General features: G+C 66.8%; 25 protein-coding genes. 1 reads left to right on the forward strand and 24 read right to left on the reverse strand.

Annotation, left to right across the window (positions count from 1 at the left end):
* Positions 1 to 51 precede the first annotated feature (51 nt).
* The 21 genes from AAFG07_RS09115 to AAFG07_RS09215 form a co-directional block, all read right to left on the reverse strand.
* A complete protein-coding gene (locus tag AAFG07_RS09115; protein WP_342726977.1) occupies positions 52 to 942 on the reverse strand; it encodes an amidohydrolase family protein in 891 nt (296 codons plus the stop codon).
* On the reverse strand, positions 939 to 2057 hold the full coding sequence (locus tag AAFG07_RS09120; protein ID WP_342726978.1) for a VWA domain-containing protein: 1119 nt from the start codon (positions 2055 to 2057) through the stop codon (positions 939 to 941). The genes AAFG07_RS09115 and AAFG07_RS09120 overlap by 4 nt, the downstream gene beginning before the upstream one ends.
* A complete protein-coding gene (locus AAFG07_RS09125) occupies positions 2054 to 2935 on the reverse strand; it encodes a MoxR family ATPase (RefSeq protein ID WP_342726979.1) in 882 nt (293 codons plus the stop codon). The genes AAFG07_RS09120 and AAFG07_RS09125 overlap by 4 nt, the downstream gene beginning before the upstream one ends.
* Before the next feature lie 9 nt (positions 2936 to 2944).
* Positions 2945 to 3967, reverse strand: coding sequence for a molybdopterin cofactor-binding domain-containing protein (locus AAFG07_RS09130; RefSeq protein WP_028333322.1), 1023 nt, complete (start codon positions 3965 to 3967; stop codon positions 2945 to 2947).
* A 2-nt stretch (positions 3968 to 3969) separates the two neighbouring features.
* The gene (locus AAFG07_RS09135) at positions 3970 to 5562 is read right to left on the reverse strand and encodes a xanthine dehydrogenase family protein molybdopterin-binding subunit (protein ID WP_342726981.1); all 1593 of its coding nucleotides are present in this window, start codon (positions 5560 to 5562) and stop codon (positions 3970 to 3972) included.
* Positions 5563 to 5574: 12 nt separating this feature from the next.
* Complete coding sequence (locus AAFG07_RS09140) at positions 5575 to 6054, reverse strand: (2Fe-2S)-binding protein (protein ID WP_029082752.1); 480 nt, start codon at positions 6052 to 6054, stop codon at positions 5575 to 5577.
* A 6-nt stretch (positions 6055 to 6060) separates the two neighbouring features.
* A complete protein-coding gene (locus AAFG07_RS09145; RefSeq protein ID WP_342726982.1) occupies positions 6061 to 6879 on the reverse strand; it encodes an FAD binding domain-containing protein in 819 nt (272 codons plus the stop codon).
* A 15-nt stretch (positions 6880 to 6894) separates the two neighbouring features.
* Positions 6895 to 7338 (reverse strand): SRPBCC family protein, encoded by a 444-nt coding sequence (locus AAFG07_RS09150; RefSeq protein WP_342726983.1) that lies wholly within the window; start codon positions 7336 to 7338, stop codon positions 6895 to 6897.
* Between the two features lie 216 nt (positions 7339 to 7554).
* On the reverse strand, positions 7555 to 7992 hold the full coding sequence (locus tag AAFG07_RS09155) for an SRPBCC family protein (protein WP_194458956.1): 438 nt from the start codon (positions 7990 to 7992) through the stop codon (positions 7555 to 7557).
* 9 nt (positions 7993 to 8001) lie between these two features.
* Positions 8002 to 10893 (reverse strand): flotillin domain-containing protein, encoded by a 2892-nt coding sequence (locus AAFG07_RS09160; protein WP_342726984.1) that lies wholly within the window; start codon positions 10891 to 10893, stop codon positions 8002 to 8004.
* A gap of 24 nt (positions 10894 to 10917) precedes the next feature.
* Complete coding sequence (locus AAFG07_RS09165; protein WP_342726985.1) at positions 10918 to 11751, reverse strand: phosphoenolpyruvate hydrolase family protein; 834 nt, start codon at positions 11749 to 11751, stop codon at positions 10918 to 10920.
* Positions 11752 to 11754: 3 nt separating this feature from the next.
* Positions 11755 to 13965, reverse strand: a complete 2211-nt coding sequence (locus tag AAFG07_RS09170; protein WP_342726986.1) for an ABC transporter permease — start codon at positions 13963 to 13965, stop codon at positions 11755 to 11757.
* The gene (locus AAFG07_RS09175; protein WP_342726987.1) at positions 13958 to 14740 is read right to left on the reverse strand and encodes an ABC transporter ATP-binding protein; all 783 of its coding nucleotides are present in this window, start codon (positions 14738 to 14740) and stop codon (positions 13958 to 13960) included. The genes AAFG07_RS09170 and AAFG07_RS09175 overlap by 8 nt, the downstream gene beginning before the upstream one ends.
* The gene (locus tag AAFG07_RS09180; RefSeq protein WP_342726988.1) at positions 14733 to 15815 is read right to left on the reverse strand and encodes a branched-chain amino acid ABC transporter permease; all 1083 of its coding nucleotides are present in this window, start codon (positions 15813 to 15815) and stop codon (positions 14733 to 14735) included. The genes AAFG07_RS09175 and AAFG07_RS09180 overlap by 8 nt, the downstream gene beginning before the upstream one ends.
* 1 nt (position 15816) lies before the next feature.
* Positions 15817 to 16827 (reverse strand): branched-chain amino acid ABC transporter permease, encoded by a 1011-nt coding sequence (locus AAFG07_RS09185; RefSeq protein WP_342726989.1) that lies wholly within the window; start codon positions 16825 to 16827, stop codon positions 15817 to 15819.
* Between the two features lie 121 nt (positions 16828 to 16948).
* Positions 16949 to 17767 carry an AraC family transcriptional regulator gene (locus tag AAFG07_RS09190; RefSeq protein WP_092124419.1) on the reverse strand — a complete coding sequence of 273 codons (819 nt, stop codon included), beginning with the start codon at positions 17765 to 17767 and terminating at the stop codon, positions 16949 to 16951.
* Between the two features lie 138 nt (positions 17768 to 17905).
* Complete coding sequence (locus AAFG07_RS09195; RefSeq protein ID WP_342726990.1) at positions 17906 to 19156, reverse strand: ABC transporter substrate-binding protein; 1251 nt, start codon at positions 19154 to 19156, stop codon at positions 17906 to 17908.
* Between the two features lie 841 nt (positions 19157 to 19997).
* A complete protein-coding gene (locus tag AAFG07_RS09200; RefSeq protein WP_342726991.1) occupies positions 19998 to 20717 on the reverse strand; it encodes an SDR family oxidoreductase in 720 nt (239 codons plus the stop codon).
* A gap of 20 nt (positions 20718 to 20737) precedes the next feature.
* Positions 20738 to 21982 (reverse strand): acyl-CoA dehydrogenase family protein, encoded by a 1245-nt coding sequence (locus tag AAFG07_RS09205; RefSeq protein ID WP_342726992.1) that lies wholly within the window; start codon positions 21980 to 21982, stop codon positions 20738 to 20740.
* Positions 21983 to 22095: 113 nt separating this feature from the next.
* Positions 22096 to 23031, reverse strand: a complete 936-nt coding sequence (locus tag AAFG07_RS09210; protein ID WP_342726993.1) for a helix-turn-helix domain-containing protein — start codon at positions 23029 to 23031, stop codon at positions 22096 to 22098.
* Positions 23032 to 23166: 135 nt separating this feature from the next.
* Positions 23167 to 23940, reverse strand: coding sequence for an SDR family oxidoreductase (locus AAFG07_RS09215; protein WP_342726994.1), 774 nt, complete (start codon positions 23938 to 23940; stop codon positions 23167 to 23169).
* 138 nt (positions 23941 to 24078) lie between these two features.
* Between AAFG07_RS09215 and AAFG07_RS09220 the strand changes: the two genes are divergently transcribed.
* The gene (locus tag AAFG07_RS09220) at positions 24079 to 24987 is read left to right on the forward strand and encodes a LysR family transcriptional regulator (RefSeq protein WP_342726995.1); all 909 of its coding nucleotides are present in this window, start codon (positions 24079 to 24081) and stop codon (positions 24985 to 24987) included.
* 37 nt (positions 24988 to 25024) lie between these two features.
* Here the strand turns inward: AAFG07_RS09220 and AAFG07_RS09225 are convergent, their stop codons facing one another.
* The 3 genes from AAFG07_RS09225 to AAFG07_RS09235 all read right to left on the reverse strand — a co-directional run bounded on the left by AAFG07_RS09225 (position 25025) and on the right by AAFG07_RS09235 (position 26181).
* Positions 25025 to 25192: a hypothetical protein gene (locus tag AAFG07_RS09225; protein WP_342726996.1), complete on the reverse strand. Its 168-nt coding sequence runs from the start codon at positions 25190 to 25192 to the stop codon at positions 25025 to 25027.
* 103 nt (positions 25193 to 25295) lie between these two features.
* Positions 25296 to 25784: a hypothetical protein gene (locus AAFG07_RS09230; protein ID WP_342726997.1), complete on the reverse strand. Its 489-nt coding sequence runs from the start codon at positions 25782 to 25784 to the stop codon at positions 25296 to 25298.
* A 46-nt stretch (positions 25785 to 25830) separates the two neighbouring features.
* Positions 25831 to 26181 carry a hypothetical protein gene (locus AAFG07_RS09235; protein ID WP_342726998.1) on the reverse strand — a complete coding sequence of 117 codons (351 nt, stop codon included), beginning with the start codon at positions 26179 to 26181 and terminating at the stop codon, positions 25831 to 25833.
* Between the last annotated feature and the right edge of the window lie 85 nt (positions 26182 to 26266).

Here is a 26266-nt window from a genome sequence, read left to right on the forward strand (position 1 = left end):
CTTTCTCCCTCCCAATTCATGTTCGCTGCTGTGTTCGTGTCCGCAGCGCGCCTAGGGCCCGAGCCGATAGACCCGCGCCGCCGTCGTGCTGAAGATCGCCTCGCGCTGCTCCCGGCTGAGCCGTTCGGCGGCCGCCTTGAAGGCGTCGATGAGATCGCGGTAGCTGGTCCACAGCTTCTCGATCGGAAAGTTCGAGCCGAACAGGCAGCGGTCCGCGCCGAAGATCGCGACCGTGTCGATCACGATGCCGGCGATATGCGCGGCATCGTTGCGGTGGATGAAGGTGCCGAGCCCGGACAGCTTGGACACCACGTTAGGGCACTGTGCTAGCCGAGCCATGCCGGCGCGCCAGGCGGCGCGGCCTTGCGGCGACAAATCCTCCAGCATGCCGGCGTGCTGTAGGATGAAGGTGACGCCCGAGCAAGCCTCGGCGAGTCCTGCCGCATCGGCCATCTGCGGCGCGAACACCTGCAGGTCGAAGCTCCAGCCGTAGTCGGCGAGGTGGCCGACATTGCGCCGGATCACCGGATCGGTGCAGAGATCGGGACGGGCCGCGAAGCGGTAGAGCGGGTTTTCGTGCCAGTGCAGCTGCATGCGCACGCCGCGCACCAGCGGATAACGCTTCAATCGATCGAGCTGCGGCCGGACGTCGTCGACGGAAAAGTCGGCATAGGCGACGAGCGCGTGCGGCCAGCCGTGCTGATCCGCGGTCTGCTGCACCCAGGCCGCCTCGTCCTCGAATTGGCCATTCGGCCAGTTGGTCTGGACATAAACCGATCGGGTGACGCCAGTCCCCTTGAGGTCGTCGAGATATTCCTCGATCGGGTAGTCGCGGCGGATCGGCTCGTAGGGGCCGAAGATGCGCGGCTGCATCGGGCCGGACAGCCAGGCGAGATCGGCCTGACGCCAGATGTGATGATGTCCGTCGACAATGCCGGTCACGCGGCTCTCCTTGTTGCAAGCGACAGCAGGTGCGCAACGACTGCCGCGCTCGATCCGCCGTCCACGAGATCATCGACGAAGCGCTGGATCGCGATCAGCGCCTCGGTTTGCGGCTTGAAGCCGGGCGAGGTCGCGAGCGGCGTCAGCCAGCTCACCCGCCAGGCCCGGCGCGACAGCTTTGCAACGGCATCGCGCAGCGCCGCCGGATCGCCGCGCTCGAGGCCGTCGGAGACGATCACGACCGCGGCGCCGCGGGCATATCCGCCGAACCGCGGCACGGCGAGAAACGCCTGCAGCGCGTCGCCGATCCTTGTGCCACCGTCCCAGTCGCTGACTAGGAAGGAGGCCGCGTTCAGCGCCTGCTCGCGGCGTTTCAGCCGCAGCGCCGGCGTGACGCGGGTCAGACGCGTGCCGAAGGTGAACACCTCGACATTGCCGGCCGCGTGCACCAGCACATGCGCGAGCCTCATGTTCTCCTCGGTGCGCGCCTTCATCGAGCCGGAGACGTCGATCAGGAACAGGATCTTGCGCGGGCGGTGGCGGCGGCGCATCCGGCCTAGCCGCAGCACCTCGCCGTCATTGCGCACGCTGTCACGCAGGGTGCGGCGCAGGTCGGCGAATGGGCCGCTCCTCGCGCGGCGTCGCCGGTGGCCGCGCCTTCGCGGCAGCCGTTTTGCGGCGTCGCGCGATAGCCGGCGCAGCGGATCGCTGGTTGCTGTCTGGGCAAATCGTCGCTCGACCAACGCTTCGGCGCGCGCCGCGGCGAGGCCGGATTCATTGGCTTCATCGGCAAGCGGCGGCTCGTCCTCGCCGCTGCCCTCCTCCTGCAGGCGGACGGTTTCCTCGTCCTCGCCCTCGGCCTGCTCGATCGCCTCAGCGCCGCGGAAATGGATGTCGAACAGCCGGTCATACGTCGCGCGGCGCTCCGGCGGCGGCGCCAGCGTGGCAAGCCCGGCCCGGCGGATGTGCTCCAGGCTTCGTGGCCCGAGCAGTTCAATCGCGGCGAGGAAGCTCGTCGTTTGTTCCGGCGCGACCGAGAAGCCGTTGGCGCGCAGCAGCGCGACAAAGGTGACGAAGATCTGCGCGGCGTGCGGCAGCTTGAGGTCGTCGCTCACGCGGCTGCCTCCGCGATGATCGCATCGAGCCGGGGCGAGATGAAGTGAAGATCCTCCTCGTCCTTCAGCGCGACGCCGATCGAGCGCTTGAATGCATCCGGCCAGCGTGCGCCGCCCTTGTTGAGCAGGGTCGCGGCCTCGGCCCAGTCGACCGCTTCGGCAACCCCGGGCGCCTTGCTCAGCGGCTCGCGGCGCAGCCGGCCGACGGCGGCGACCACGGCGCGGGCAGTCGCCTCGGCGACGCTGGAGGCGCGCATCATCACGATCCGCGCCTCGCGCTCGGCGTTCGGGTAGTCGATCCAGTGATAGACGCAGCGTCGCCGCAGCGCCTCGTGCAGGTCGCGCGTTCGGTTCGAGGTCAGCACCACCACGGGATGCTCGGCGGCGCGCACCGTGCCGCGCTCGGGGATCGAGATCTGGAAGTCGGAGAGGAATTCCAGCAGGAACGCCTCGAACTCCTGGTCAGCGCGGTCGATTTCGTCGATCAGGAGCACGGTCGCGTCGGGCGCGCGCAACGCGGCCAGCATCGGCCGCTCGATCAGGAACGACTCGCCGTAGATATCGATGCTCTCCTCGCCGGCCTGCCGGATCGCCAGCATCTGGCGCGGATAGTTCCACTCGTAGAGCGCAGCCGAAGCATCGATGCCCTCATAGCATTGCAGGCGGATCAGCCTGCGGCCCAGCACGGCGGCGATCGCCTTGGCAGCCTCGGTCTTGCCGACCCCCGGCGCGCCCTCGAGCAGCAACGGCTTGCCGAGCGCGAGCGAGAGATAGGAGGCTGTCGCGATGCCGTCGTCGGCGAGGTAATAGGCCGCGCGCAGCGCCTTCTCCAGCGCCTCGGGGCTGTCGATACCGACAATGTTGCTGCGGACCGGCATGAGTTGACCTCAGCGCCGCGGCTGCGGCCGTGCGCCGCCCTGCGCCTTGATCGCGCGCAGCACCTTCTCCGGCGTGATCGGCAGATCGTCGATCCGGACGCCGACCGCATTGAAGATCGCATTCGCGACCGCAGGCAGCACCGGATTGGCGCACATCTCGCCCGGCCCCTTGGCGCCAAACGGGCCGTCGGGCGCGGGGCGCTCCAGCACCGCGATGTCGTGCGGGCAGATGTCACCGGGACCCGGCATCAGATATTCGACGAAGTCGCGCGGGCCATGCACCGGCTCCGGATAGTAAGGCTCCGGCGTCTCGTAGAGCGCGTGGCTGACGCCCATCCAGGCGCCACCGACCAGCTGCTGCTCGACCAGCCGCGGATTGAGCGCGCGGCCGAGCTCATAGGCAGAATCCATCCTGACCATGTCGACCTCGCCGGTCTCGTCGTCGACCTCGACCTCGGCGACCAGGCAGGCATGCGCATAACATGTCGCCGGCGACATCTCGCCGGTTTCAGGGTCGACGTCGGACAGCGGCACCAGGAAGATGCCGCGGCCGGAAATCGTCTTGCCCTGCTTGAACTGCGCGGCGATCGCGACGTCCTTGGTCGAGATCGAGCGGTGCGGTGCGCCCTTGACGTGGATGTTGCCGCGGCCGTCGGTCTCGAGGTCCGCCGCGTTCACCTCCAGCTCCTCGGCGGCCGCCTCCATCATCACGCCGCGCGCTTCCCGCGCCGCCGCCATCACGGCGTTGCCGACGCGATGCGTGCCGCGCGAGGCGAACGAGCCCATGCAGTGCGGGCCTGTGTCGGAATCCGCGGTGTCGACATAGACGTCCTCGACCGGCACGCCGAGCGTCTCGGCGCAGATCTGCCGCGTCACCGATTTCATGCCCTGGCCGAGATCGATCGAGGACAGCGCCACCGTGAACTTGCCGCTCGGGTTGGAATGCACCAGCGCCTGGCTCGGATCGCCGCCGAGATTCATGCCGATGGGATAGTTGACCGACGCGATGCCGCGTCCGCGATGCCGGGTCATGGTCAGCGCCTCCTGGTGCCGAAGACGGAAGAGAAGCGGGTCGCGCCGTGCGACGGCGCGCTCGGTCGCGCCGAGGGAGGCGACGGTGGCGGCGAGGAGGGCGGCGGTGGTGGCGGCTCGCGGGTCGCGGCCGGCGCGCGGTCATATGTCGTGCGCTGCTGGACCGGTGCGGCCGCCGGTGCATGCGATTCCCGCGGCGTCAGCGGCACGGCGGCACGGATCCCGCCACCATCCTTGCGCGACGACATCCGCTTGAACTCATCACGGATCGGCCATTTCGCTTTCTCGGCTGCGACCTGCACGCACTCGATCAGCGCCGTGTTCTTGGCCTCGCGGCGGTGCGCCTTCATGTCGCCGTCGCGATACGCATTGAGGATCCGGAACTCCATCGGGTCCATGCCGACCAGATGGGCGAGCTTGTCCATCTGGCATTCGATGGCGAAATCCATCGCCGTGACGCCGAAGCCGCGCATCGCGGTGGCGGGCGTGCGGTTGGTGAAGACGCAGTAGACGTCGCCATGGACGTTCGGGATCGTGTACGGGCCAGGCAGATGCGCAGCGCATTTCACCGCGGCATAGCTCGACAGCCGCGTATAGGCGCCGCTGTCGAAATAGGCGCGCACCTTGCGGGCGACGACGCGGCCGTCGCGCATCACGCCATCCTTGATGTAGATGCGCTCGGCGCCGCGCGGGGGGCCGTACTGCATCTCCTCTTCGCGCCCGAACACGTAGCGCACCGGCCGCCCGGTCAGCATCGCGCCGAGGATGCAGAGCGGCTCGGTCAGGGTATCGACCTTGCCGCCGAAGCCGCCGCCGACCGTGCCGCCGATGAAGTGGAAGGTGTTGGAGGGTACATCGAGGATCTTGGCGCAGGTGTCGACCGAGAAAAACAGCGCCTGCGTCGAGGTGTAGACGATGTAGCGGCCGTTGGTGTCGGGCGCTGCGATCGAGCCGTTGGTTTCGGTCGGCGCATGCTCGATCGGCGACATCTGGTAGCGCTGCTCCAGCACATGGTCGGCCGTGGCAAGCGCCCGGTCGGCGTCGCCGAAGCGCAGCTGCTGGCGATCATAGGTCTCGTGATAGGTGAAGGTGTTCTTGGGGTAGACCTCGTTGACCACGGGCGCGCCGGGCTTCAGTGCCTCCTCGACGTCGAATACCGCCGGCAGCGGCTCGTAGTCGATCTTGACCTTGGCGATGGCCTCAAAGGCTTCGCGCGGGCTGTCGGCGACGATGGCGACGATCGGCTCGCCCTTGTAGCGCACCTTGTCGACCGCGAGCGACGGCTCGTCGTCCTTGCCGAAATTGATCAGGCTGAGCAGCGTGTTCAGGTTGCGAGGCACGTCGGAGGCGCGGATCACGCGCCGCACCCCTGGCGACCGCTCGGCCTCCGAGGTGTCGATGCGCCGCAATCGTGCATGGGAATGCGCGCTGCGGACCACCTTCAGGTGCAACATGCCCTGCAGCTTGTGGTCGTCGAAATAGGGCGAGGTGCCGGTGACATGGCCGAGCATGTCCTGGCGCTGCGTGCCCTTGCCGATCTCCTTCAGGTTGTCGTCGCGCTCGTCGGCGAAGAGGTCCTTGCGCAATTCCAGCATGGCACTGTTCCCTTACGCGCGGGCCCGGCCGCCGGAAGCGGCTGCCAGCACGGCGTTGATGATCGGCTCGTAGCCGGTGCAGCGGCAGATGTTGCCAGAGATCGCCTCGACGACCTCGGCGCGGCTCGGTTGCGGATTACGGTCGAGCAGCGCCTTGGCGGCCATCAGCATGCCCGGCGTGCAGTAGCCGCACTGCGCGGCGAAATTGTCGGCAAAGGCGCGTTGCAGCGGGTGCAGATTGGGACCGTCCTTGATGCCGTCGAGCGTCTCGACCGAGCGGCCGGCGACGGTTTCGGCGAGCGTCAGGCAGGAGAGATGCAGCTCACCATCGATCAGCACGCTGCAGGTGCCGCAGCCGCCCTGACCGCAACCGAATTTCGGCGTCATGTCGCCGATCAGCTCACGCAGCGCGACCAAAAGGTTGGTGCCGCCGTCGACGAAGATCGCGACGTCACGGCCGTTGTGTTGAAACTGGAGAGGGGTCTTGGCCATGACGATCTATTCCTGACCGGACAACAGGCGCCTGAGATGCACGCCGACGATCTCGCGGCGATACCAGGCGCTGGCGAGCGCATTGTCGCCGGGCGAAGTTCCTTCGACCGCTGCCGCGGCAGCCGCATTGATCGTGGAGGCGTCGAGCGCGCGCCCTTCCAGCGCGCGCTCGGCAGCGCGGGCGCGGATCGGCGTCGGCGCCATCGACCCGAGCGCGACGCGGGCGCCGACGATGCGGCTGCCGTTGACCGGCAGATGGGCCGCGAGCGTGATCACCGCGCCGCCCTTGGGCTTGATCCGCGCGATCTTGCGGTAACGGAAGGCGTCAGCGCTGCCGGGCTTGGCAAGGGAGATCGCGAGCACCAGCGTGCCGGCCTGACGGTCGCGCGATTGCAGGAATTCCTCGATTCCGATCTCGCGGCCGCCGAGGCCGCCCTGCACCGACACGACGGCATCGAGCGCGAGCATGGCGACCGTGAAATCGCCATATGGCACCGGCGCGAACAGATTGCCGCCGACCGTGCCCATGTTGCGCACCGCCGGTCCGCCGATCGAGCGGGCGGGGGCGTGCAGGAAGCCGAGATCGCGCTCGGCCAGGATGCGCGCGAAGGTGACGCCGGCGCCGAGCGTGATGCGCGAGGCGGAGGCGTCGATCCGCCTCATCGCTTGGTCGCTGGCGCGCACGACGGTCGAGATCGAGATGTCGCCCTCGTTCAGCGCCCGCATCACCAGCGTGCCGCCGCCGAGATAGCGCGCGCCCCGATCCGACGACAGCGCCGCCGCGGCCTCGTTGGTGCTGGTGAAGGTCTTCACCGTGACTGGCATGATGTCCTACCCCGCTTACGCGGCCTCCTTCAGATGCCGGCGGATGGCGTCGAAGCCGGCCTGGTAGATGTCTTCCGAAACCATGTGCGTGATGCGGTCCGTGTCCTCGGTCCGCGTCATGAAGCGCGACTCCCAGTGCCAGAACGTGCGGTCGCCGTCGGTCACCGGCAGCAGGCGGACATGCGCCACGTAGTTGAACATCGGGACCGGCGTATCGAGCAGGCAGTAGCTGAAGCTCTGCTCCAGGTCGGACAGCGCGAGCAACTGCTCGCGCAGCTCGGAGCCGTCCTTCAGCTTGAAGCGCCTGACGCAGCCGATCTTGTCGGACGGCTGCGCGCGCTCGATGCCGCTGGTCGCCACCGCCGGGTGCCAGCGGTCATGGCCGTTGAAATCGCGCAGCACGGCCCACACCGTATCGGTCGGCGCATCCAGGATCGTGCTTTTGACGATATGCGGCACGGCTAGCGTCCAATGTCTATCGTTTGCATCGATGTGGCCGCGTGCACCACCTCTCCCCAACGGGGAGAGGTCGCGCCGAAGGCGCGGGTGAGGGGGCGCAGGTCCCTCGATAGACCGCAACCCCTCACCCGGATCCCATCTCGCGATGCGATCCGACCTCTCCCACAGGGGGAGAGGTGGACCGTCTGCGCGGAAAAAGTTGACCTACGCATTTCGTTACCCCCCGAACGCCCGCTTCAGCGCGTCGAATCCACCCTGGAACACGCCGCCGCCGATATTGTTGACAAGCTCGGTCTCGCGCTCCGGCGCGCAGTCGAACTCGGCGGTCCACTCCATGAACGTCTGGTCGCCATCGGTGACCGGTGTCAGCCGCAGCGTCGCGACGTAGTTCTCGACGCCCATCGGGGATTCCAGGATCGAGTAGGTGCAGAACATGTCGTAGTCGGACAGGCCGAGCAGCTTCTCGCGGATACGATCGCCGTTGCGCAGTCGGAAATCCCTGACGCAGCCGATCTTGTCCGAGGGCTCGCCGCCCTCGATCCGGCTCTCCGCGATCGCGGGATGCCAGTTCGGCAAGCCATTGAAATCGCGCACCCGGGCCCAGACCCGGTCGTTGCGGGCGTTGACGACGGTGGAGACGTAAACCCGTGCCATGTTGCGAGCTCAGTCCTTCTTGCGCGGCGCGCGTTCGGGGCGGGGTTCGCCGCCGCCTTCGGGCGCTGCCGGCTTGGCCTCACCGCCGCTCTTGCGTGCGCTCTCCTTGATGCCTTGCATGTCCCGGGCCTCGCGGATCAGGCCGGGCATCTTGGCGAGGCTGCCGCCCTCGACGCCGATGTCCGAGAGGATCGAGTCGATCAGCGGCGCCTGCACGCGGTAGCGCAGCGCCGAGTCGATCACCTCGTCGGTGGCGCTGCGGCCGGAACCGCCGCCATTGCCATTGCCATTGAGCCCGTCGACCTGGAGGATGCGGATGCCCTCGATCTTCTCCATCGGCTTGACGCTCTCGCGCACGATGCCCTCGATCCGGTCGAGCAGCTTGCGGCGGAACAGCGAGTAGCGGGCCTGGTCGGTCAGCACGTTCTCGGCCTCGTTGAGCAGGCGCTGCGCCTCGGCCTCGACCGTGGCACGGACACGTTCGGCGCCGGCCGCGATCCTGGTTTCCTCGGCCTGCTTCTCGGCGAGCAGCACCTCGACGGTCTTGCGCCGCTTGGCGATCTCGCTCTCGCGCGCGGTAACGACGCGCTCGGCCGCTTCGGTGGCGTGGACCCTGGCGTCCTCGGCGGCGGCGCGCGCCGCGGATTCCTCCAGCGACTTCTGGTGCAGCGCGATGGCCTTCTCCATCAGCGCGGTTTCGACGTCCTTCTCCCGGTTCACCTCGAGCTTGCGCAGCTCGCGCTCGCGGCCGACCCTCGCCTCGTCGAGGCCGCGGTCGGAGGCGATGCGGGCGCGCTCGACCTCTTCACGCGCGGCGATCTCAGCTTCTTGCAGCGATTGATTGCGGGCGACCTCGAGTTGCTCGATCGAACGGCGCCGTTCGATCCGCGCCGCCTCCAGCGCCTGCTCGCGGGTCACGTCGGTTGTTTCGACCTCCTTGCGGGCCGTGATCTCGGCCTGCTTGACCTGCCGGTCGGCGTCGATCCGTTCCGAGCGCTTGGCGGCGAGCGCGATCACGCGCTCCTCGTCGGCGAGCTCGATCGCCCGTTTCTGGTCGATGTTGAGCACCTCGCGGGTCTTGGAGGAGGTGATCCGCTCGCTCTCCAGCGCCAGCTCGACATCGATCCGCTGCCGCTCGACCGCGTCACGGCGCTTCAACTCGGCGGCCTCGATGGCTCCCGTGCGCTCGATCTCGAGCGCGCGGGTCTCGCGCTCAGCGCGGATGCGCTGCGCGGCGACCGACTTCTCCTGCGAAATGCGTGCCGCCTCGATCGATTCGCGCGAGGCGATGTCGGCCTCCTCGATCGCGCGGGTGCGGGCGATCTCCAGGGAGCGTACGTGTTCCTCCTGTGCGATCCGCGACGCCTCGGTGGCGTCGCGCGCGGTGATCCCGGCGATCTCGATCGCCTGGTTGCGTTCGATCTCGAGCTTGCGCGTGGTGTGATCGGCGGCGATGCGCTCGGCCGCCAGCGTCTTTTCTCTGATGATCCGAGCGGCTTCGACCGACTTCTGCGCCTCGATCTCGGCTTCCTGGATGGTGCGGACTTGCTGGATTTCCAGCGCGCGGGTGCGCTCGTCGGAGGAGATGCGCTCGACATTGACCGTCATGGTCTGGGCGATGCGCGCCTTTTCGGTGGCCTCGCGAGCCGCGATTTCGGCTTCTTCGACCGCGCGGGTGCGCTCGATCTCGCGCCGCCGAGTCTCTTCCTCATTGGCGATGCGGGCATCGGTGACGACGCGATCCTGCTGGATGCGGGCCTTTTCGATCGACTCGCGGGCCGCGATCTCGGCCTCCTCGACGGTGCGCATCCGCTCGATCTCGCGCTGGCGGACCTCGCGTTCGGAAGCGATGCGCGTGGTGTCGACCGAGCGCTGGTTGGCGATCCTGGCCTTCTCGATCTCTTCGCGCGCCAGCAATTCCCGTTCTTCCACCGCGCGGGTGCGCTCGATCTCCCGGTGCCGGGTCTCGCGTTCCGACGCGATCCGGGCTTCGGTGATCGCCTGCTCGTTGGCGATGCGTGCCTTCTCGATGGCTTCGCGCGCGGTGATCTGGGCCTGCTCGGCCTCGGTCTCGCGCAGCGCGCGTTCACGTGCGACTTCGGTGCGCTGCAGGGCGCGGCGCATCTCGATGTCGCGCTCCTGCTCGAGGCGGGCGGTCTCGCTCTCGCGCTCGATGTCCAGCGCCTGCCGCTCGGCCTCCAGGTTGCGGGAGCGGATCTTGATCATCGAGTCTTGCTCGATGTCGTTGCGCAGCTTGCGCTTGGCCTCGATGTCCTCCATCAGCCGGGTCAGGCCTTCGGCGTCGAAGCGGTTCGAGGGGTTGAAGTATTCGAGGTCGGTCTGGTCGAGATCGGTGATCGCAACCGATTCCAGTTCGAGGCCGTTTTGCGCCAGCGCTTCGGCGGCATTGGCCTTGACGCGGGAGACATATTCGCCGCGCTGCTCGTGCATCTGCTCCATCGTCATCTCGGAAGCAACGGAGCGGATCGCGGAAATGAACTTGCCGGAGAGCAGGGTGTGCAGCTGCTCGGGCTCCATGGTGCGGCGGCCGAGCGTAGCGGCGGCGATCGAGACGGCCTCGCGGGTCGCCTGCACCCGGACGTAGAAATCGGCCTCGATGTCGACGCGCATGCGGTCGCGGGTGATCACCGCATCCTGCCTGGAGCGCACGATCCCCATCGGCAGCACGTTCATGTTGACCGGCGTGTAGTCGTGGATGAACGGCAGCACGAAGGCGCCGTCATTGATCACCACGCGTTCGCCGAGGAAACCGGTCCGGACGAAGGAGGTTTCCTTCGATGAGCGGTGGTAAAGCCAGTTCACCACATAGACGATGATGACGATCGCGACGATTGCGACGATGAGCCAGAGGATCAATTCACCGACCAGCATCCCTGACATCTCTTCCTCCCTTGGTCACGGCGGCTAGCGCGCGCCGATCGCCTTGAACTTGCGAACCTGATCCGTCAGCGCCCGCTCGATCGGCAAGCGCTCCATCGAGGAGGCACCGTAGAAGCCGTGGCAGTTGCGGGTCTGCTTCATGATGAAATCGGCATCCGCGGGGTCCGCGATCGGACCGCCATGCGCGAGCACGATGATGTTCGAGTTGACGCTGAGCGCGGCCTCGGCCCAGGCCTCGATCCGGACGGGGCAGTCGGCGAGCTTCAGCGCGGTCTGCGCGCCGATCGTGCCACCCATCGTCAGCCCCATGTGACAGACGATGATGTCGGCGCCTGCGATCGCCATCGCGGTCGCCTCCTGCTCGCTGAACACATAGGGCGTGGTCAACATGTTCTTGTCATGCGCCTTTGCGATCATGTCGATCTCGAGCGCATAGGACATCCCGGTCTCTTCGAGATTGGCGCGGAAGGTGCCGTCGATCAGGCCGACGGTCGGGAAGTTCTGCACGCCGGCAAAGCCTATCGCCTTCAACTGGTCGAGGAACACATCCATGTCGCGGAACGGATCGGTGCCGTTGACCCCGGCGAGCACCGGCGTCTTGGTCACGACCGGCAACACCTCGCCGGCCATCTCGACGACGATGGCGTTGGCATCGCCATAAGGCATCAGGCCGGCGAGCGAGCCGCGGCCGGCCATGCGGTAGCGGCCGGAATTGTAGATCACGATCAGGTCGACGCCGCCGGCCTCCTCGCATTTCGCCGACAGACCTGTGCCGGCGCCGCCGCCGACGATCGGCTCGCCGCGTGCGATCATGGCGTGAAATTTTTTCAACAGCGCAGAGCGTTCAAACCTGGGCATGGGTCACCTCGCCACTCTCCGCCGGCCACCGGCGCGTCCGAGCAGCGGACGGAACGCGCTGACGATGGCGGCCGTGAACTCGGGATCGTTGATGTTGCGCTTGATGCGGATGATCTGCCGGTTGCCGGTCTGGCGCACGGTCTGCTCCAGCGCGCGGAACAGCGTCGTGTCGGCATCGGGGTCCCAGAACGGCTGGCCGGGCGCATCGAGCGCGGAAACGCCGCCTTCGGCCAGGAAGAAGCGCACCGGCCCGTCCATCTGGTTGAGACGTTCGCCGATCCAGCGGCCCATCCGCTCGTTCTCTTCCGGCGTGGTCCGCATCAAAGTGACCTGCGGATTGTGGACGTGGAATTTGCGCTGCCGGTAGCGCTCCGGAATGGTGTCGGGTGCGCCGAAATTCACCATATCCAGCGCGCCGACCGAGCCGACATAGGGCACGCGGCTGCGGATGATGGCGCCGAAGCGGTCGTCGGTCGCCGGGAACACGCCGCCCATCAGGAGGTCGCAGACCTCTGTCGTTGTGAGGTCGATGACCCCCGCGAGCTGGCCGGATTCGACGAGCTTCTCCATCGAGCGGCCACCGACCCCGGTGGCGTGGAACACGAGGCACTCGAAATCTTCGCGGAGGTCAGCCGCGATCTTCTGCACGGCCGGCGTGGTGACGCCGAACATGGTGATGCCGATGGCCGGAAGATGAGCGCCGGTATCGCGTGGCTTTCCGGTCTGTCCCTCGTGCCGCGCCTTGACCATGCCGACCATGGCATGGGCGCCGTTGCCGAGCACCGTGCGCGAAATCGAGTTGAGACCCTGCACGTCGGTCACCGAATACATCATGGTGATGTCGGCGGGACCGACATAGGGACCGACGTCGCCGGACGCGACCGAGGAGATGATGAGCTTCGGCACGCCGATCGGAAGCGCGCGCATGCCCGGCGCGACCAGCGACGCGCCGCCCGAGCCGCCGGCGGAGATGATGCCGGCGACATTGCCCTGGCGGCGCAGCCACCGCTCGAACGCGTCCGCCATCGCGGTCACCGAGGCGCCGCGATCGGTGCCGAACACGCCTGAGCCGCCACGGCCGTGGTTGAGGGCAATCTCCTGCGCGGTGACGTCGCAGCTCGCCGCCTTGCCGCTGGTCGAGACGTCGACCAGCCGGGTGCGCAGGCCGCTGGCCGCGATGAGATCGCGGATGAAGCGCAGCTCAGCGCCCTTGGTGTCGAGCGTGCCGACGACCAGCACGACGGGAGGCCCCGATGTCCTCGACGTCGTCGGTTCGCGCCGCGTACGGGTTGCTTCCTCGAGCCGCGTGACGGCGACGGACTGCGTCCGCGCGGCGGCCTCGATACGGGCGATCGGCACCGGCTGCGACCAGCGCGTCGGCAGCACGGGATTGGAGACGTAGATGCGAGCCGGACCCTTGCGGTCCGGCTGCGGTGTGCCGGCCGCCTCAGCTCTTGCCGGCGCCGTCTCGGCATCGATCTCGTCAGCGCCGTGGGTGCCGACGCCGAGCAGCCGCTGCTGCAGTTCGCGGTCGGTCGCAAGCCGCGCGGAGTCGATGATGCGGTTGATTCGGCCATTGACCATGATGGCGACGTTGCGCGACACCGCCGTCGCGACGCCGATGTTCTGCTCGATGACCAGGATGGACATGTCGCCTTCGTCACCGAGGCGGAGCAGCATCTCCTCGACTTGCGCGACGATCACAGGCGCGAGGCCCTCGGTCGGCTCGTCCATGATCAGCAGCTGCGGGTTGGTCAGCAATGCGCGCGAGATCGCGAGCATCTGCTGCTCGCCGCCGGAGAGCTGGTTGCCGCCGTTGTTCTTGCGTTCGGCGAGGCGCGGGAAGGTGTCGTAGATGCGCTCGATGGTCCAGGCGCCGCGCCGCAGGCCGCCGGCGAGCGCAAGGTGTTCGTCGACCGTCAGCGAACGCCACAGCCGCCGGCCCTGCGGCACGTAGCCGACGCCGAGCCGTGCGATCCGCGCCGGATTCAGCCGCGTGACTTCCTCGCCGCGAATCCGGATCGAGCCGCTGCTGGCGCGAACCAGGCCCATGATGGCCTTGCACAGCGTGGTCTTGCCCATGCCGTTGCGGCCGACCACCGAGAACACGCCGGCATCGAGCGTGAGGTCGACGCCCTGCAGTGCATGCGAATGCCCGTAATAGACGTCGAGGCCCTTCACCTCGAGTGCGGGAACTGGGCGGCGTTCATTCATGGCCGCCTCCGAGATAAAGCTCCTGCACCTCGGGATCGGACTCGATTTCGCGCGGCAGGCCCTCCTTGAAGATGCGGCCGTTGTGCATCATCGTCACGCTCTCGACGACGCGCAGCGCAACATCCATGTCGTGCTCGATGATGATGTAGCCGATATGCGCAGGCAGCGAGGTCAGGATCTCGATCAGCTCGCGCCGCTCGGTTGGCGACAGTCCGGCCGCCGGCTCGTCGAACAGGATGAAGCGCGGCGCGCCGGCCAGCGCCAGCGCGATCTCGAGCTGGCGCTGCTGGCCATGCGCCAGCTCGGCAACGCGCTGGTCCTTGACGCCGGCAAGGTGCACGGCCTGCACCAGCGTTTCGGTCGCGTGCGTCAGCGCATCGTTCTGCCCCGCGCGCAGCAACGAGAACCGCCCGCGCGAGACGCCGCGGCAGGCGAGATAGACGTTGTCCTGCACGGTGAGGCCGGGGAACAGCGCCGAGATCTGGTAGGTGCGGCGCAAGCCCCGGCGAATGCGCTCATAGGGCGGGAACTGGGTGATGTCCTCGCCGAAGAAGCGGATCGTGCCGGAGGAGGGCGGGAAGTCGCCGGTGATGCAGTTGAACAGCGTCGTCTTGCCGGCGCCGTTGGAGCCGAGCACCGCGCGGCGTTCGCCGGGGCGCACGGTGATGGTGACGTCGGTCAGCGCAGCCAGCGCACCGAACAGCCGGGTCACGCCGCGCAGCTCCAGCGCCGCGCCGGCGCCGACCACGGACAGTCGCTGCGCGACGCTATCCATGGCGGCCTCCACCCGGACGTTGCGTCGTGGATGCGCTACGCCGCCAGCGGTCCCAGAGCCCGATCACGCCGTCCGACGACCAGAACACGATGGCGAGGAACCCGAGCCCGATCAATAGCCGGAAGCGGTTGCCGTCGAGCCCGAACTTGATCAGGACGTCGAGCGCGAAGGTGCGCAGCAGGACGAAGATTAGCGCACCGATGAACGGGCCGATCGGCCGGGTGATGCCGCCGACCACGGCGATGATCAGGACGTCGATGCAGGCGCCGACGCTGACCGAGCCCGGCGAGATCTGCCGGTAGTTCCAGACTTGCAGCACGCCGCCGAGCGCGGCGATGAAGGCGGCGAAGGCGTAGGCGGCGATGCGGTGGGCATTGGGATTGAAGCCGAGTGCGGCCATGCGGCGGGGGTTGTCGCGGACGCCTTGCAGCGCGAGGCCGAAAGGGGCGCGAGAGACATACTGGACGGCGAAGTAGCAGATCGCGGCGACGCCGAGCGTCACATAGTAGAAGGCGATGTCGGCACGCCAGTCGACGCCCCAGAAATGCGGCGTCGCGACGGTGTTGATGCCGGTATGGCCGTTGAAGATCGCCCAGTTCTGGTTGGTGAAGTAGTAGAACGCTGCGCCGATCGCCAGCGTGATCATGATGGTGTAGATGCCTTCGGTGCGCACCGCGAGCGCGCCGCCGAGTGTGCCGAACAGCGTCGCCAGCGCCAGCGCCATCGGGGTCGCGAGCCACCACGGCCAGCCCAGGCTGATATTGGCGTTGCCGCTCATGCCGAACACCGCGACCATGTAGCCGGCGAAGCCCGCGATGGTGAGCTGCATCAGGCTGACCATGCCGCCATAGCCGGCGAGGAACATCAGGCTCAGCGCGATGACGCCGAGGATCAGCGTGGTGGCGAAGATCTCGATCAGGAAGAAGCCGTTGGCGATCAGCGGCATGATCACGAGGATCAGCGCGACCAGCCAGGCCGCCGGGTTCTGGAATTCCGGCCAGGCGCGGATCAACGCGCGGCGGGTCGCGTTGGCGGACGGGTCGGGGCGGAACTGGGTGCTCTGCAGCAACGACATCTCATCGCCTCGCGAGCAGGCCCTGCGGCCGCAGCGCCAGCACCACGACCATGATCAGGAAGGTGACGACGATGGCGTAGGTCGGGATGTAGACCGAGCCGAGCTGCTCGGCGAGGCCGATGATGACGGCGCCGAGCGCAGCCCCCGGGATCGAGCCCATGCCGCCGACGATCACGACCACGAGGGAGGCGAGCAGGAAGCGTGTATCCTCGCCCGGCGACAGCGACTGGAAGGTGCCGCCGACGACGCCGGCGATGCCGGCGAGCCCTGCGCCGAGCGCGAACACCAGCACGAAGACGAGCTGGATCGGCACCCCGGTCGCGGCCAGGATGTCGCGGTCGTCGACCCCGGCGCGCACGATCATGCCGATCCGCGTGCGGTTGAGCGCCAGCCACATCGCGATGCCGATCACGACGGAGGCCGCGAAGATCACCAGCCGCACCAGCGGATATTGCAGATAGACCGGCTCGCCCGATGATTTGATCGCTGTGAGCAGTGGCAGCTGCACCGGGCCGATCAGCCAACTCGGGGTCTGCACCTGGTAGAAGTCGCCGCCGAATACCCAGAGCATCAGATCGGCGAACACGATCGAGAGCCCGATCGTGACCATGGTTTGCCGCAGATCCTGCCCCTCCATGCGGCGGAACACCGCGAGCTGCAGGATCACGCCGACCAGCGCCGCCGCGATGAAGGCGACGATGAAGGACAGGATCCACGACCCGGTCCAGGTGCTGATGGCGTAGCCGATATAGCCGCCGAACAGATAGAGCGAGCCGTGCGCGAGGTTGACGTTGCGCATGAGGCCGAAGATCAGCGTGAAGCCGCTCGCGACCAGGAAATACAGCCCGCCGAGCGTGATGCCGTTCAGCACCGCGTTGAGGAACACGCGCTTGCGGCCGATCGCGGCTTCCAGCCCCGACGGCCAGATCGCGAACACCAGCCACAGCAGCACCGCGACCGCAATGATCACGATCAGCGCCCAGGCCGGATGGCGTTCGATGAACCTGGCCATCTCCGTCGCGTTCCCTCAGTGCTCGCGACCGTCTTGCGGGCCGCGTGTCCTTGCATCCTACCGAGGGCGAAAGCGGCGGATTTGATCGAGAGTATCTTTTATCGTCTGCTCTGGAACTCCTTCACGGCCGCAACACCTTGGCGGCGCGGCGATAGTCGGTCGGGGCCATGCCGACATTGGCGGCGAAGAAGCGGGTGAAGCCGCTCTGCGAGGAGAAGCCGAGATCGAAGCCGATATCGGCGATCGGCGCTTCCGTCGCCACCAGCGCATCCAGCGCCTGCTCCATGATCAGCGTGTTCATGTAGAGGTGAGGGGTGACGCCGGTCTGGGTGCGGAACAGCCGGTAGAAATGCGGCCGCGACAATCCCGCTTCGCGTGCGATCGCATCGAGCTCGATCTCGGCGCCGGGGCTTTCCGACATCAGCTTGATCGATTTGCGGACCCGGAAATCGGTCACCGCGGCGGCGGCGGGCGCGTCCTGCGCGGCCTGCCAGCTCTCCTCGTAGCAGGAATCGATCAATTGCCTGAGCTCGCAATCGAGGCTGCGCAGCGACGGCGCGCCGCACACCAGTGCTGCGGTGCGGCGGATCAGCCGGTCGAGCGCCTCGGTGCGGGGAAAGAAGGTGCGGCCGAACCGCAGGCCCTGCGCGCTCGCGGGCTGCGGCGCGAACCATTCGGCATTGACATAGAGCACGAAGAAGATCGCGCCGTGGTCCATGTCGGTCGGCAGAAAATTGTGCGGTTCCCACGGGTTGACCGCAACCACGGTGTCGTCCTTGAGCAGCAGGCGCTGCTCGGAGACATCGATCTGCGCCGGCGTTCCGCCGACGTGAAAGATCAGGTGCCCTTCGCGGTGCGCATGCACGTTGAAGGGACGGTTCAACTGATAGACCGTCGCGCGACCGAACCGGCCGTGGAAGACGGCAAGCGCCCTGCTCATGCCTCCCCTCCCGCGGGATGTTCTTGTCTTTTCGACAAGCGTTCATCATCCGCCCGCGGAAAGCAAGGGCGAGCAGGGCTGTTCATGCAACCGCGCGCTTCCGTCACGGTTGGCTTGCTCGCACCTGCAACAAATACGTCAGTACTTCTTGCACTCCGGGACCGTGCGGCTCGGCAGGCCGATCTTGGCGAACACCGCCGGATCGTAGCCCAGCGTCTGGTTGACGTTCGGGATCACCTTCACGACCTTGCTGAACAGCGCGCCCTTGCCGTCGTCGACCACCTCGGTGACGAAATTGGTGCCGATCGCCTGGCGGTTGGCGTCGAGCTTGATCTTGCCGTTCGGGGCGTCGATCTCGATCTTCGCCAGTGCGTCCTTGAGCTTGGCCTGGTTGTTGGAGAGATCGCCATTGACCTGCCGCAGCGCCAGGATCAACGCCATGGTCGAGCCGTAATAGTTGGTGGCGAGCAGCGACGGGCTCGGGAAGCGTTTGCTCTCCGGGAACGAGTCCTGATAGGCCTTCACGAACTTCTGCCAGCCCGGATCCTCCCAGGTATCGGCCTGGCCGCTCGCGGCGATGGTGCCGATCAGCGCGTTCTTGGCGCTGCCCTTCGACGACAGGATGGTCTGGTCGATCATGATCGAGCCGCCCATCAGATGCGCCTTGCCGCCGGCCTGCTGATACTGGTTGAGGAAGTTGACGGCGTCGGCGCCGCCGAGGCCGAGATAGATCGCATCGACATCGTCGGGCAGTGCTGCGATCACGGAGGCGAAGTCCTTGGTGCCGAGCGGCACCCATTGCCGGTTGGTGACCTGGCCGCCGGCGCCGCAGAACTCGAGCACGAGGCCGAACACCTGGGTGTAGATGAACGAGTAATCCTCGCCGACGGTCGCGATCTTGCGATAGCCCTTGGTCTCATAGGCATACTTGCCGAGGCCGACCTGCCACTGCGCGCCGTCCATGTTGTAGCGGAAGAAGTTCGGCGCCGGGTCGACGTAGGTCGTCTCCTGCGCGCCGGAGGCGGCGTTGACGAAGGTCAGCTCCGGATGGGTCTTGGCAAAATTCTTCACCGCGATGCCCTCGTCGCCGGACAGCGGCGACAGCAGGATCTGCACCTTGTCCTGCTCGATCAGCTTGCGCACCGCACGCACCGCGGAGTCCGGCGTCGCGTCGGTCGAGGCGACGACGAATTCGAGCTCCTTGTCGCCGATCTTCTTGCCGAGCACGTTGAGCGCGGTCTGGTGGCCGCGCATGCCATCCTCGCCGAGCACCGTATAGGTGCCTTCGAGCGTCGCGGTGACGCCGACCTTGATCTTCTCCTGGGCGAGCGCCGTGCCCGAAAGCAACAGGCTGCTCAACGCAATCAGTCCCAAACTGCCTTTCAACATCGCTCTCCTCCCTCTGTGTTGTCACCGGCGTCCACATGGCCTGACGAAGGCTGATGGGCGTCCGGTTGTTGCCGGCAAAGCTAGCCGAAGGCAGGCGCGGCGCGGATGTCGTCGCGGCGGGGGTGCTTAACGGGCAGTCTCATTTTGATTGTTGCGCCGCAACGAGGTTCGCGGCGCGACGTGGTGGTTACTTGCTCGGTGTCATCACCCGCGCATGCGGGTGATCCAGTATTCCAGAGGCGGCTGTGCTTGAGCCGAGAGGCCGCGGCTTCTCCGGTGTCGTCCCTGCGAAAGCAGGGACCCATAACCACCGCATGTGGTGATGAAGCGGATCGTGGCCCCGGCGTCGTGCAACGATTGAGATTTGGGGTAATGGGTCCTGGCTTTCGCCAGGACGACGATGAGGGTGGGTCGCAATTCAAGATGTCAAACAGCGCGGTGTCATCACCCGCGCATGCGGGCGATCCAGTATTCCAGAGGTGGCTGTGCTTGAGCCGATAGGCCGCGGCGTACTGGATCGCCCGGTCGAGCCGGGCGATGACGGTGTGGGTGAGGCTTTGCCTATCCTGGAGTCCGATGCAGCGCCGCATACACAATCGTCGTCCCGGCGAAGGCCGGGACCCATAACCACAGGATTGGATTGGCGAGGAAAGCTGTGGCCCCAGCGTCGCGCAACAATCACCTTCGGTGGTTATGGGTCCCGGCCTGCTCCGGGACGACACTGAGTTTGTCGCGCCGCTTATGAGTCACACATCCGCATTCCCGCGACATGACTTGTCCGAACTAGCGCTACCGCGGGGCCCGAAGTGGCGGTAGCGCCAACGTGGTCCGGGCATCGCTGCTACGGCATGTGGTGGCCGGCGGCCTGTCCGCCGTCGACGTGGAGCACTTCTCCGGTGACGAATCCCGCGCCATCGAGGTAGAGCACGGCGCCAACGATGTCGGAGATCTCTCCCATCCTGCCAACCGGGTGGAGCGCGGCCAGCGCTTGATGCGCTTCCGCCGGGTGCATCGGGGTCTTGATGATTCCGGGCGACACCGCGTTGACGCGGATTCCGCTCCTTGCATATTCGATGGCGAGCGCGCGGGTTGCGGCGTTCAGGGCGCCCTTGGTCAGCGAGGCGAGGGCGGCGGGAACGCTGCTCATCGGCTGGTCGACGAGACTGGTCGTGATGGTGACGACGTGGCCGTGGCCCTGCTTGCTCATCAGCTCCAGCGCGCGCCGGGTCATGTGGAAGAAGCCGGTCACGTTGGTCGAGATGTAGCTGGCGTAGTCATCCTGCGTATAGGCGGTGAATGGTTTCGCCATGAAGATGCCGGCGTTGTTGACCAGCGTGTCGACGCGGCCGAAACGCTCCAGCGCCGCCTTGAACACGTGCTCCGCCGTCTCAGTAGCGCCGACGTCGCCCGCCACCGTGACGATATCCGCATCGGCGACCGGCTTGATCGCGCGCGACGTCGCAACGACCCGGCAGTTTCGATCCCTGAAGGCCTGAACGATACCGGCGCCGATCCCTTGCGATGCGCCGGTGACGACTGCCACTTTCCGCTCTGTGCTCATGATTGCACTCCTTTTTCGCGCTACGCTGCGCCGCTTGCGGCGAGCGGGATGTAGTCGCGGCTCTTGAACATCGTGTGCAGTTGCCGCCGCCGGATGCCGAGATTGCCGCCGTCGAAGATCGGCAGCGCGAGCGCGTCCTGCAGCAGGCCGCCGAATGGCGCTTCATGATCGTAGCTGTCGATCCCGACCACCCGCATCAGATCGGTGATGACCCGCACGGCGGCCTCGGAGCCGAAGATCTTGGCCTGCACGGCCAGCTCCTCGGCCGCCGGCGACTGCGTGTCCAGGGCATGGCAGGCGCGCCAGCTGAGACTGCGCGCCGCTTCGATCGTGGTCTTGGCATCGGCGAGCGCGTATCCGACCGCCTGATGCTCGATGATGGGATGAACGCCGCCGCGCTTCTCGCTGCGGGCAAAATCCAGCGCGAACGCGAAGGCTGAGCGCATCAGCGCGACGCCGAAGATTCCGACCAGCGCGGCGGTCCCGGTGAATGCGGCCGCGGTCAGCGCCAGGCCGGCACCTTGCTGCCCGAGCAGATTGTGGTGCGGCGCCGCGACGTTCTGCAAGCCAAACTGCGGGACGAGGTGGGCGCGATGACCGATGCTGTCGATCGCGCGTTCGAGCACAAGGCCGGTCACCGGTCCTTGCACGGCAATGATCGAGATCGCCGCATCGGGTGCCGCTGCCGGATCGGTGCGGCACACGACGGTCAGAAGATCGGCGCCCTCGCGATTCCAGCCGGTCGCCGAGGACACCCACTTCTTGCGGCCGTTGATCAGCCAATTGTCGCCCTCGCGCCGCGCGGTGGTGCGGACGCCCTCGCCGGGCGGCGGCGAGGCGGCGTTGGCGCTGCCGCCCGGCTCGCTCGAGCAGAAGGCGGCGAGCGGCGCGCCGGTGGTCTTCAGGAACGGCGCGAGCAGCCGTTGACACTGCTCCGGCGTGCCGCCGAGCAGCAGCGGCAGCAGGCCGAGCACGCTGCCGAGCATGGTGAGCGTCACGCTGGGGTTCACGCTGTAGAATTCCTCGGCGAGGATCGCCATGTCGATCATCCCGGCATTGTCTCCGCCCGCCGGCGCCGGAATGCATTTGCGTAAGTAACCGGCCGCCACCATCGCCTCATAGGTCGGCTTGGTCGCGAGAAAGCGTTGCTCGGGCGTCGCCAGCTTTTCGGCGGCCCTGGCCTCGGCCAGCACCTCCCTGGCAAACATACGGGAGGCGAGCTGCAGCTCGCGCTGCTGTGCCGTGAGCGTGAAATCGATCGCCATGCCAATGCCCTCCGTGTCGGCGGTTCGGGCTATGGCTATCGCGGCGTGGTGGGGAAATCTTGGACGGCAGTGCCCGATTTCTTGGCGCGGAGTGAACCCAATCTCGCCGCGCTTCAGTGCGCGGCGGTGCGGCGGAACTCGCGCGGGGCGAGGCCATTGTGGCGCTTGAACAGGCGGTTGAAATGCGAGATGTCGCGGAAGCCCGCGGCAAAGGCGATCTCGGCAATGGTCTTGTGCGCTGAGGTGCGATCGAGCAGGGCGCGCGTGCACGCGGTGATCCGCTGTTCGTTGAGGTGTTCGCCCACCGAGCGGCCGGTGCTCGCAAACAGGCGATGCACGTAACGCTCGGAGCAGCGGAATTTTGTGGCCAGCGCCGGCGCGCCGAGCTCGGGGTCGTCGCTGTGCCGGGCGATATGGTCAAGCATGACAGACAGCAGCACCGGCGTATGCACGCGCTCCGCCGGCATGTCGGCGAGGATAGCGGGTGCGTGCGCGATCAGCTCGGCGATATGCGTGCCCAGCATCGTCGAGGTCGTTGCGATGCGACCGCCGCTCAAGCAGAGCTCGGCGTAGCTCGCCAGCGTCCGCGACAGCGCGCGGCCGGTTTCGGTCGCAGACAGGCCGAGCCGCGGGCGATCGAACAGCGTGTCCGGCAACAGGCGCCGCGGCACGGCAAAGCAGAACAGCTTGAAGTGATGCCGGTGGGCGATCTCGAACGGCTGCGTCGTATCGGCAAGCGCGAGATCGCCGGGGGCGCTGATCTGCTCGTGGCCATGCTGCAAGGTGCGTCCGAGCCCTTCGAGCTGGAGGTTGACGAAGCAGAGGTCGTCGGTGCTCGCAGCGATGTGCGAGGCGAGCCGGTGCACGATGTGTCCGCTGGCCGTGACCCGTGATATCTGCAGCGGCGCGGCGTCGACCTTGCAGATCGCGCCGGCGAACGATTCCTCGGCGATCCGGCGCGGCTCCAGTCGCACGAAGGCAGCTGCGAGGTCGTCGGCCCAGCTGCCGAAGGGCTGATCCGGACGGGCCGGCCTGGTCGACCATTCCATGTGCGCCTCGAATAGACCGTCACTGCGAAGGGCCCAGCGAGGCGAAAGATATCGCCGGCCAAACCGGCGGTCAAATTCCGCCGGCGGCCCGTTTTCCCTGCAGAGAGTGGCGCGTGCATGCAGAGGACGACGGCCTCACTTCGTGGTGTAGCCGCCATTGACCAAAATGGTCTGCCCGGTCATCCACCAGCCATCCGACACCAGGAGGCGAATCCAGGGCACGATATCCTTGATGTCGGTAAGACCGGTCTTCGAGAAACCGGACAGCGCCGCTGCCGATTTGTGATAGGCGACCGCATCGGTGCCTTCGGCCGGATAGAAGAACGGCGTGTCCATCGGGCCGGGGCCGATCGCGGTGACCGAGATGCCGCGCGCGCCGAACTCCTTCGAGGCCGCGCGGGTGAAATGCTCGACCGGCGCCTTGGTGCCGGCATAGGCGGCATAGAACGGCGTGTAGGCGCCGAGCAGCGACGTCACCAGGGTGCAGATCTTGCCGTTGTCGTTCAGATGGCGGCCGGCTTCCTTGAGGAAGAAGAACGCCGATTTGGCGTTGACCGCGCTCATCGCGTCGTATTCGGCCTCCGAGATCTCGACCATCGGTTTCTTCAGCACCTTGCCGACGGTGTTGATCGCGATGTCGGGACGGCCGATCGCAGCGACGGCGTCAGTGAACAGCTTCTCCATCGCGCCCGATGTCGTGAGGTTGGCCTGGAACGCGACCGCGTTGGCGCCGGCAGCCTTGATCGCGGCGACGGTCGCTTCGGCGTCGGCCTTGGTCGCGGCGCTGTTGTAGTGGATCGCGATCGCCTTCGCGCCGTGGGCCGCAAGATCGCGCGCGATCAGGCCGCCGAGGTTCTTCGCGCCGCCGGCGATGATGACGGTCTTGTCCTTGATGCTGTGGTCGGTCATGACGTTCGCCTCTCCGGATCGTGCGGCTGCGCCTTGCGGCCGCTCTCAGGGAAGCAACGATATCGTCTAGGATTTCCCGATAAAGCCGTGCATTCTGACGTCACTTGTCAGGAACGGCGAACAATCGGGGCGCTAATCGTGGACCGCATCGATCTCTTCCGCATCTTCGCCCGCGTCGTCGAGTGCGCGAGCTTTACGCGGGCGGCCGACACGCTCGGGCTGCCGCGCTCGTCGGTCTCGTCGGCTGTCGCCGAGCTCGAGCAGCGCATCGGCGCCCGGCTGCTGCACCGGACAACGCGAAAAGTGTCGCCCACCCATGATGGTGCGGCGTTCTATGAACGCTGCCTGCGCGTCGTCGCCGATGTCGAGGAGGCCGAGAGCCTGTTCCGCCATGCCGCCGCCGAACCGTCGGGCCGGCTCAGGGTCGACGTGCCCGGGCGGATCGGACGCCTGATCATCGCGCCGGCGCTGCCTGCTTTCCTCGATCGCTATCCGCAGATCGACATCGATCTCGGCATCACCGATCGTGCCATCAACCTGATCGCGGACTCCGCCGATTGCGTGGTGCGCGTCGGCCCGCTCGGCGATTCCGGTTTGATCGCGCGGCCGCTCGGCAATCTCGTGCTGATCAATGTCGCGAGCGCGGCATATCTCGCGCGCCACGGCACGCCGCAGACGCCGGATGATCTTCCAGCGCATTGGGCGGTCAATTACGCGTCGCCATCCACCGGCCGCATCGAGGAGTGGGAATGGTCCGAGCAGGGCGCGTCGCGGACCATTGCGATGCGTGGCCGCGTCACCGTCAACAGCGCCGAAGCCTATATCGCCTGCTGCCTTGCCGGCCTCGGGCTGATCCAGATTCCCGCCTACGACGTGAAGCGGCATCTCGATGCCGGAGAACTCATTGAGCTGATGCCGCAGCACCGCGCGGCGCCGATGCCGATGACCTTGCTCTATCCGCACCGCCAGCATCTGTCGCGGCGGCTGCAGGTGTTTGCCGATTGGCTGACGGCACTGCTGAAAGAGCAGCTGCTTGCCGCGGGCTAGAACTTGAGCCTGATGCGGGCCCGAGAGCCGCGCGGCATCATCGCCTGCTGTTGCCGGCGCGTGTCGAGGCCGTCCTTGTCGCGCGCTTCACCTCGGCCTTGGGTTTGAAAAACAGGCCGGGCATCACCGAGACCAGTCCGAAGGTCATTCCGAGGAATGCCAGGAACGTATCGAGATAATTGATCTCCATTTCAGTTGTCTCCATTCGGCCTGCACCGGGCTGCCCCGGTGCAATGCGTTCGTTGAACCTAGATATGGTCCGGTACATTGCTCGGTACAATAGAAACATTGATCTCGGAGCAATACTTTCAATGCTCCGCGTCTAGGCAGCGATCCGGGCCCTTCTGAAGCGCGTCCGCGTTCCGCTGCTCGATGGCCTTGACGGAGTTTTCGAACGCCTTCTCCAGGACGCTTCTGCCGATCGACCCGAGCACGAGACCGAGGACCCATCCTTTGAGATTCTTGCCGTCGCGCACCACGACCACGTCAATGTCGGTCGTGCCATCGGACCGCCGCGCGAAGTTGTAGATGTGGCCCGACTTGCCGCCCCACACATTGGAGTCGGTCGTCGTCAGGACGACATGGTCGAGGTCGGACCAGTCGTAGTGCAAACGTTCCCAGATGCCGTTCGAGCCCTCGGTCACATCCGCCTGCGTAGGGCCGCGATCATGCACCTTGAGATAGGCGTCGGCGCTGTTGCCGAACAGTTTGGAACGGCCCGGCCCGAAGTCGATGAGGCCGGCGACGTACTGCTCGGGCGTCAACCTGGTCGTCCGATGAAGGTGGATCGTGGACATCTGTGGCTCCTGCACCTTTGTCGGAAGGCTCCGACCGCTGTGCCCACTAGTTGGAGAGCGTGCCCGACTTGCGGACAGTCACGCTGTCGCCGTTCCGGCTGATCTCCACTGTGCCTGCCTGGTTCGGCGTCGAGAGCAGGGCACGCTGACCGGGCGCCAGCACCGACACGAAGCGGACGGGGGTTCCGGACTCGCCCTGTGCGAGCGTGGTCACGACGCGATATCCGTCGGGCTCGACCGTGTAGTAGGCGACGCCGGATACGTCGCCGAGATGAATGCTTTGTGCCTCGATCGGCCTGAGCCCGCGCGCCTCTGCGGCCCCAAGCGAGGCGCCAAGTGAGGCGCCAAGTGAGGCGAGGGTGAACGCGGCGGCGAGAACTGTGCTGCGGATCGACATGGGATCCTCCATTGGCTTGAGTGTCAGAACCTGGGCGGCGAGCGATGGCCCGTCTGCTCCCTTGCCGGAGGAGATGGTGAGGCTA

The organism is Bradyrhizobium sp. B097 (assembly GCF_038957035.1).
Taxonomy (GTDB): domain Bacteria; phylum Pseudomonadota; class Alphaproteobacteria; order Rhizobiales; family Xanthobacteraceae; genus Bradyrhizobium.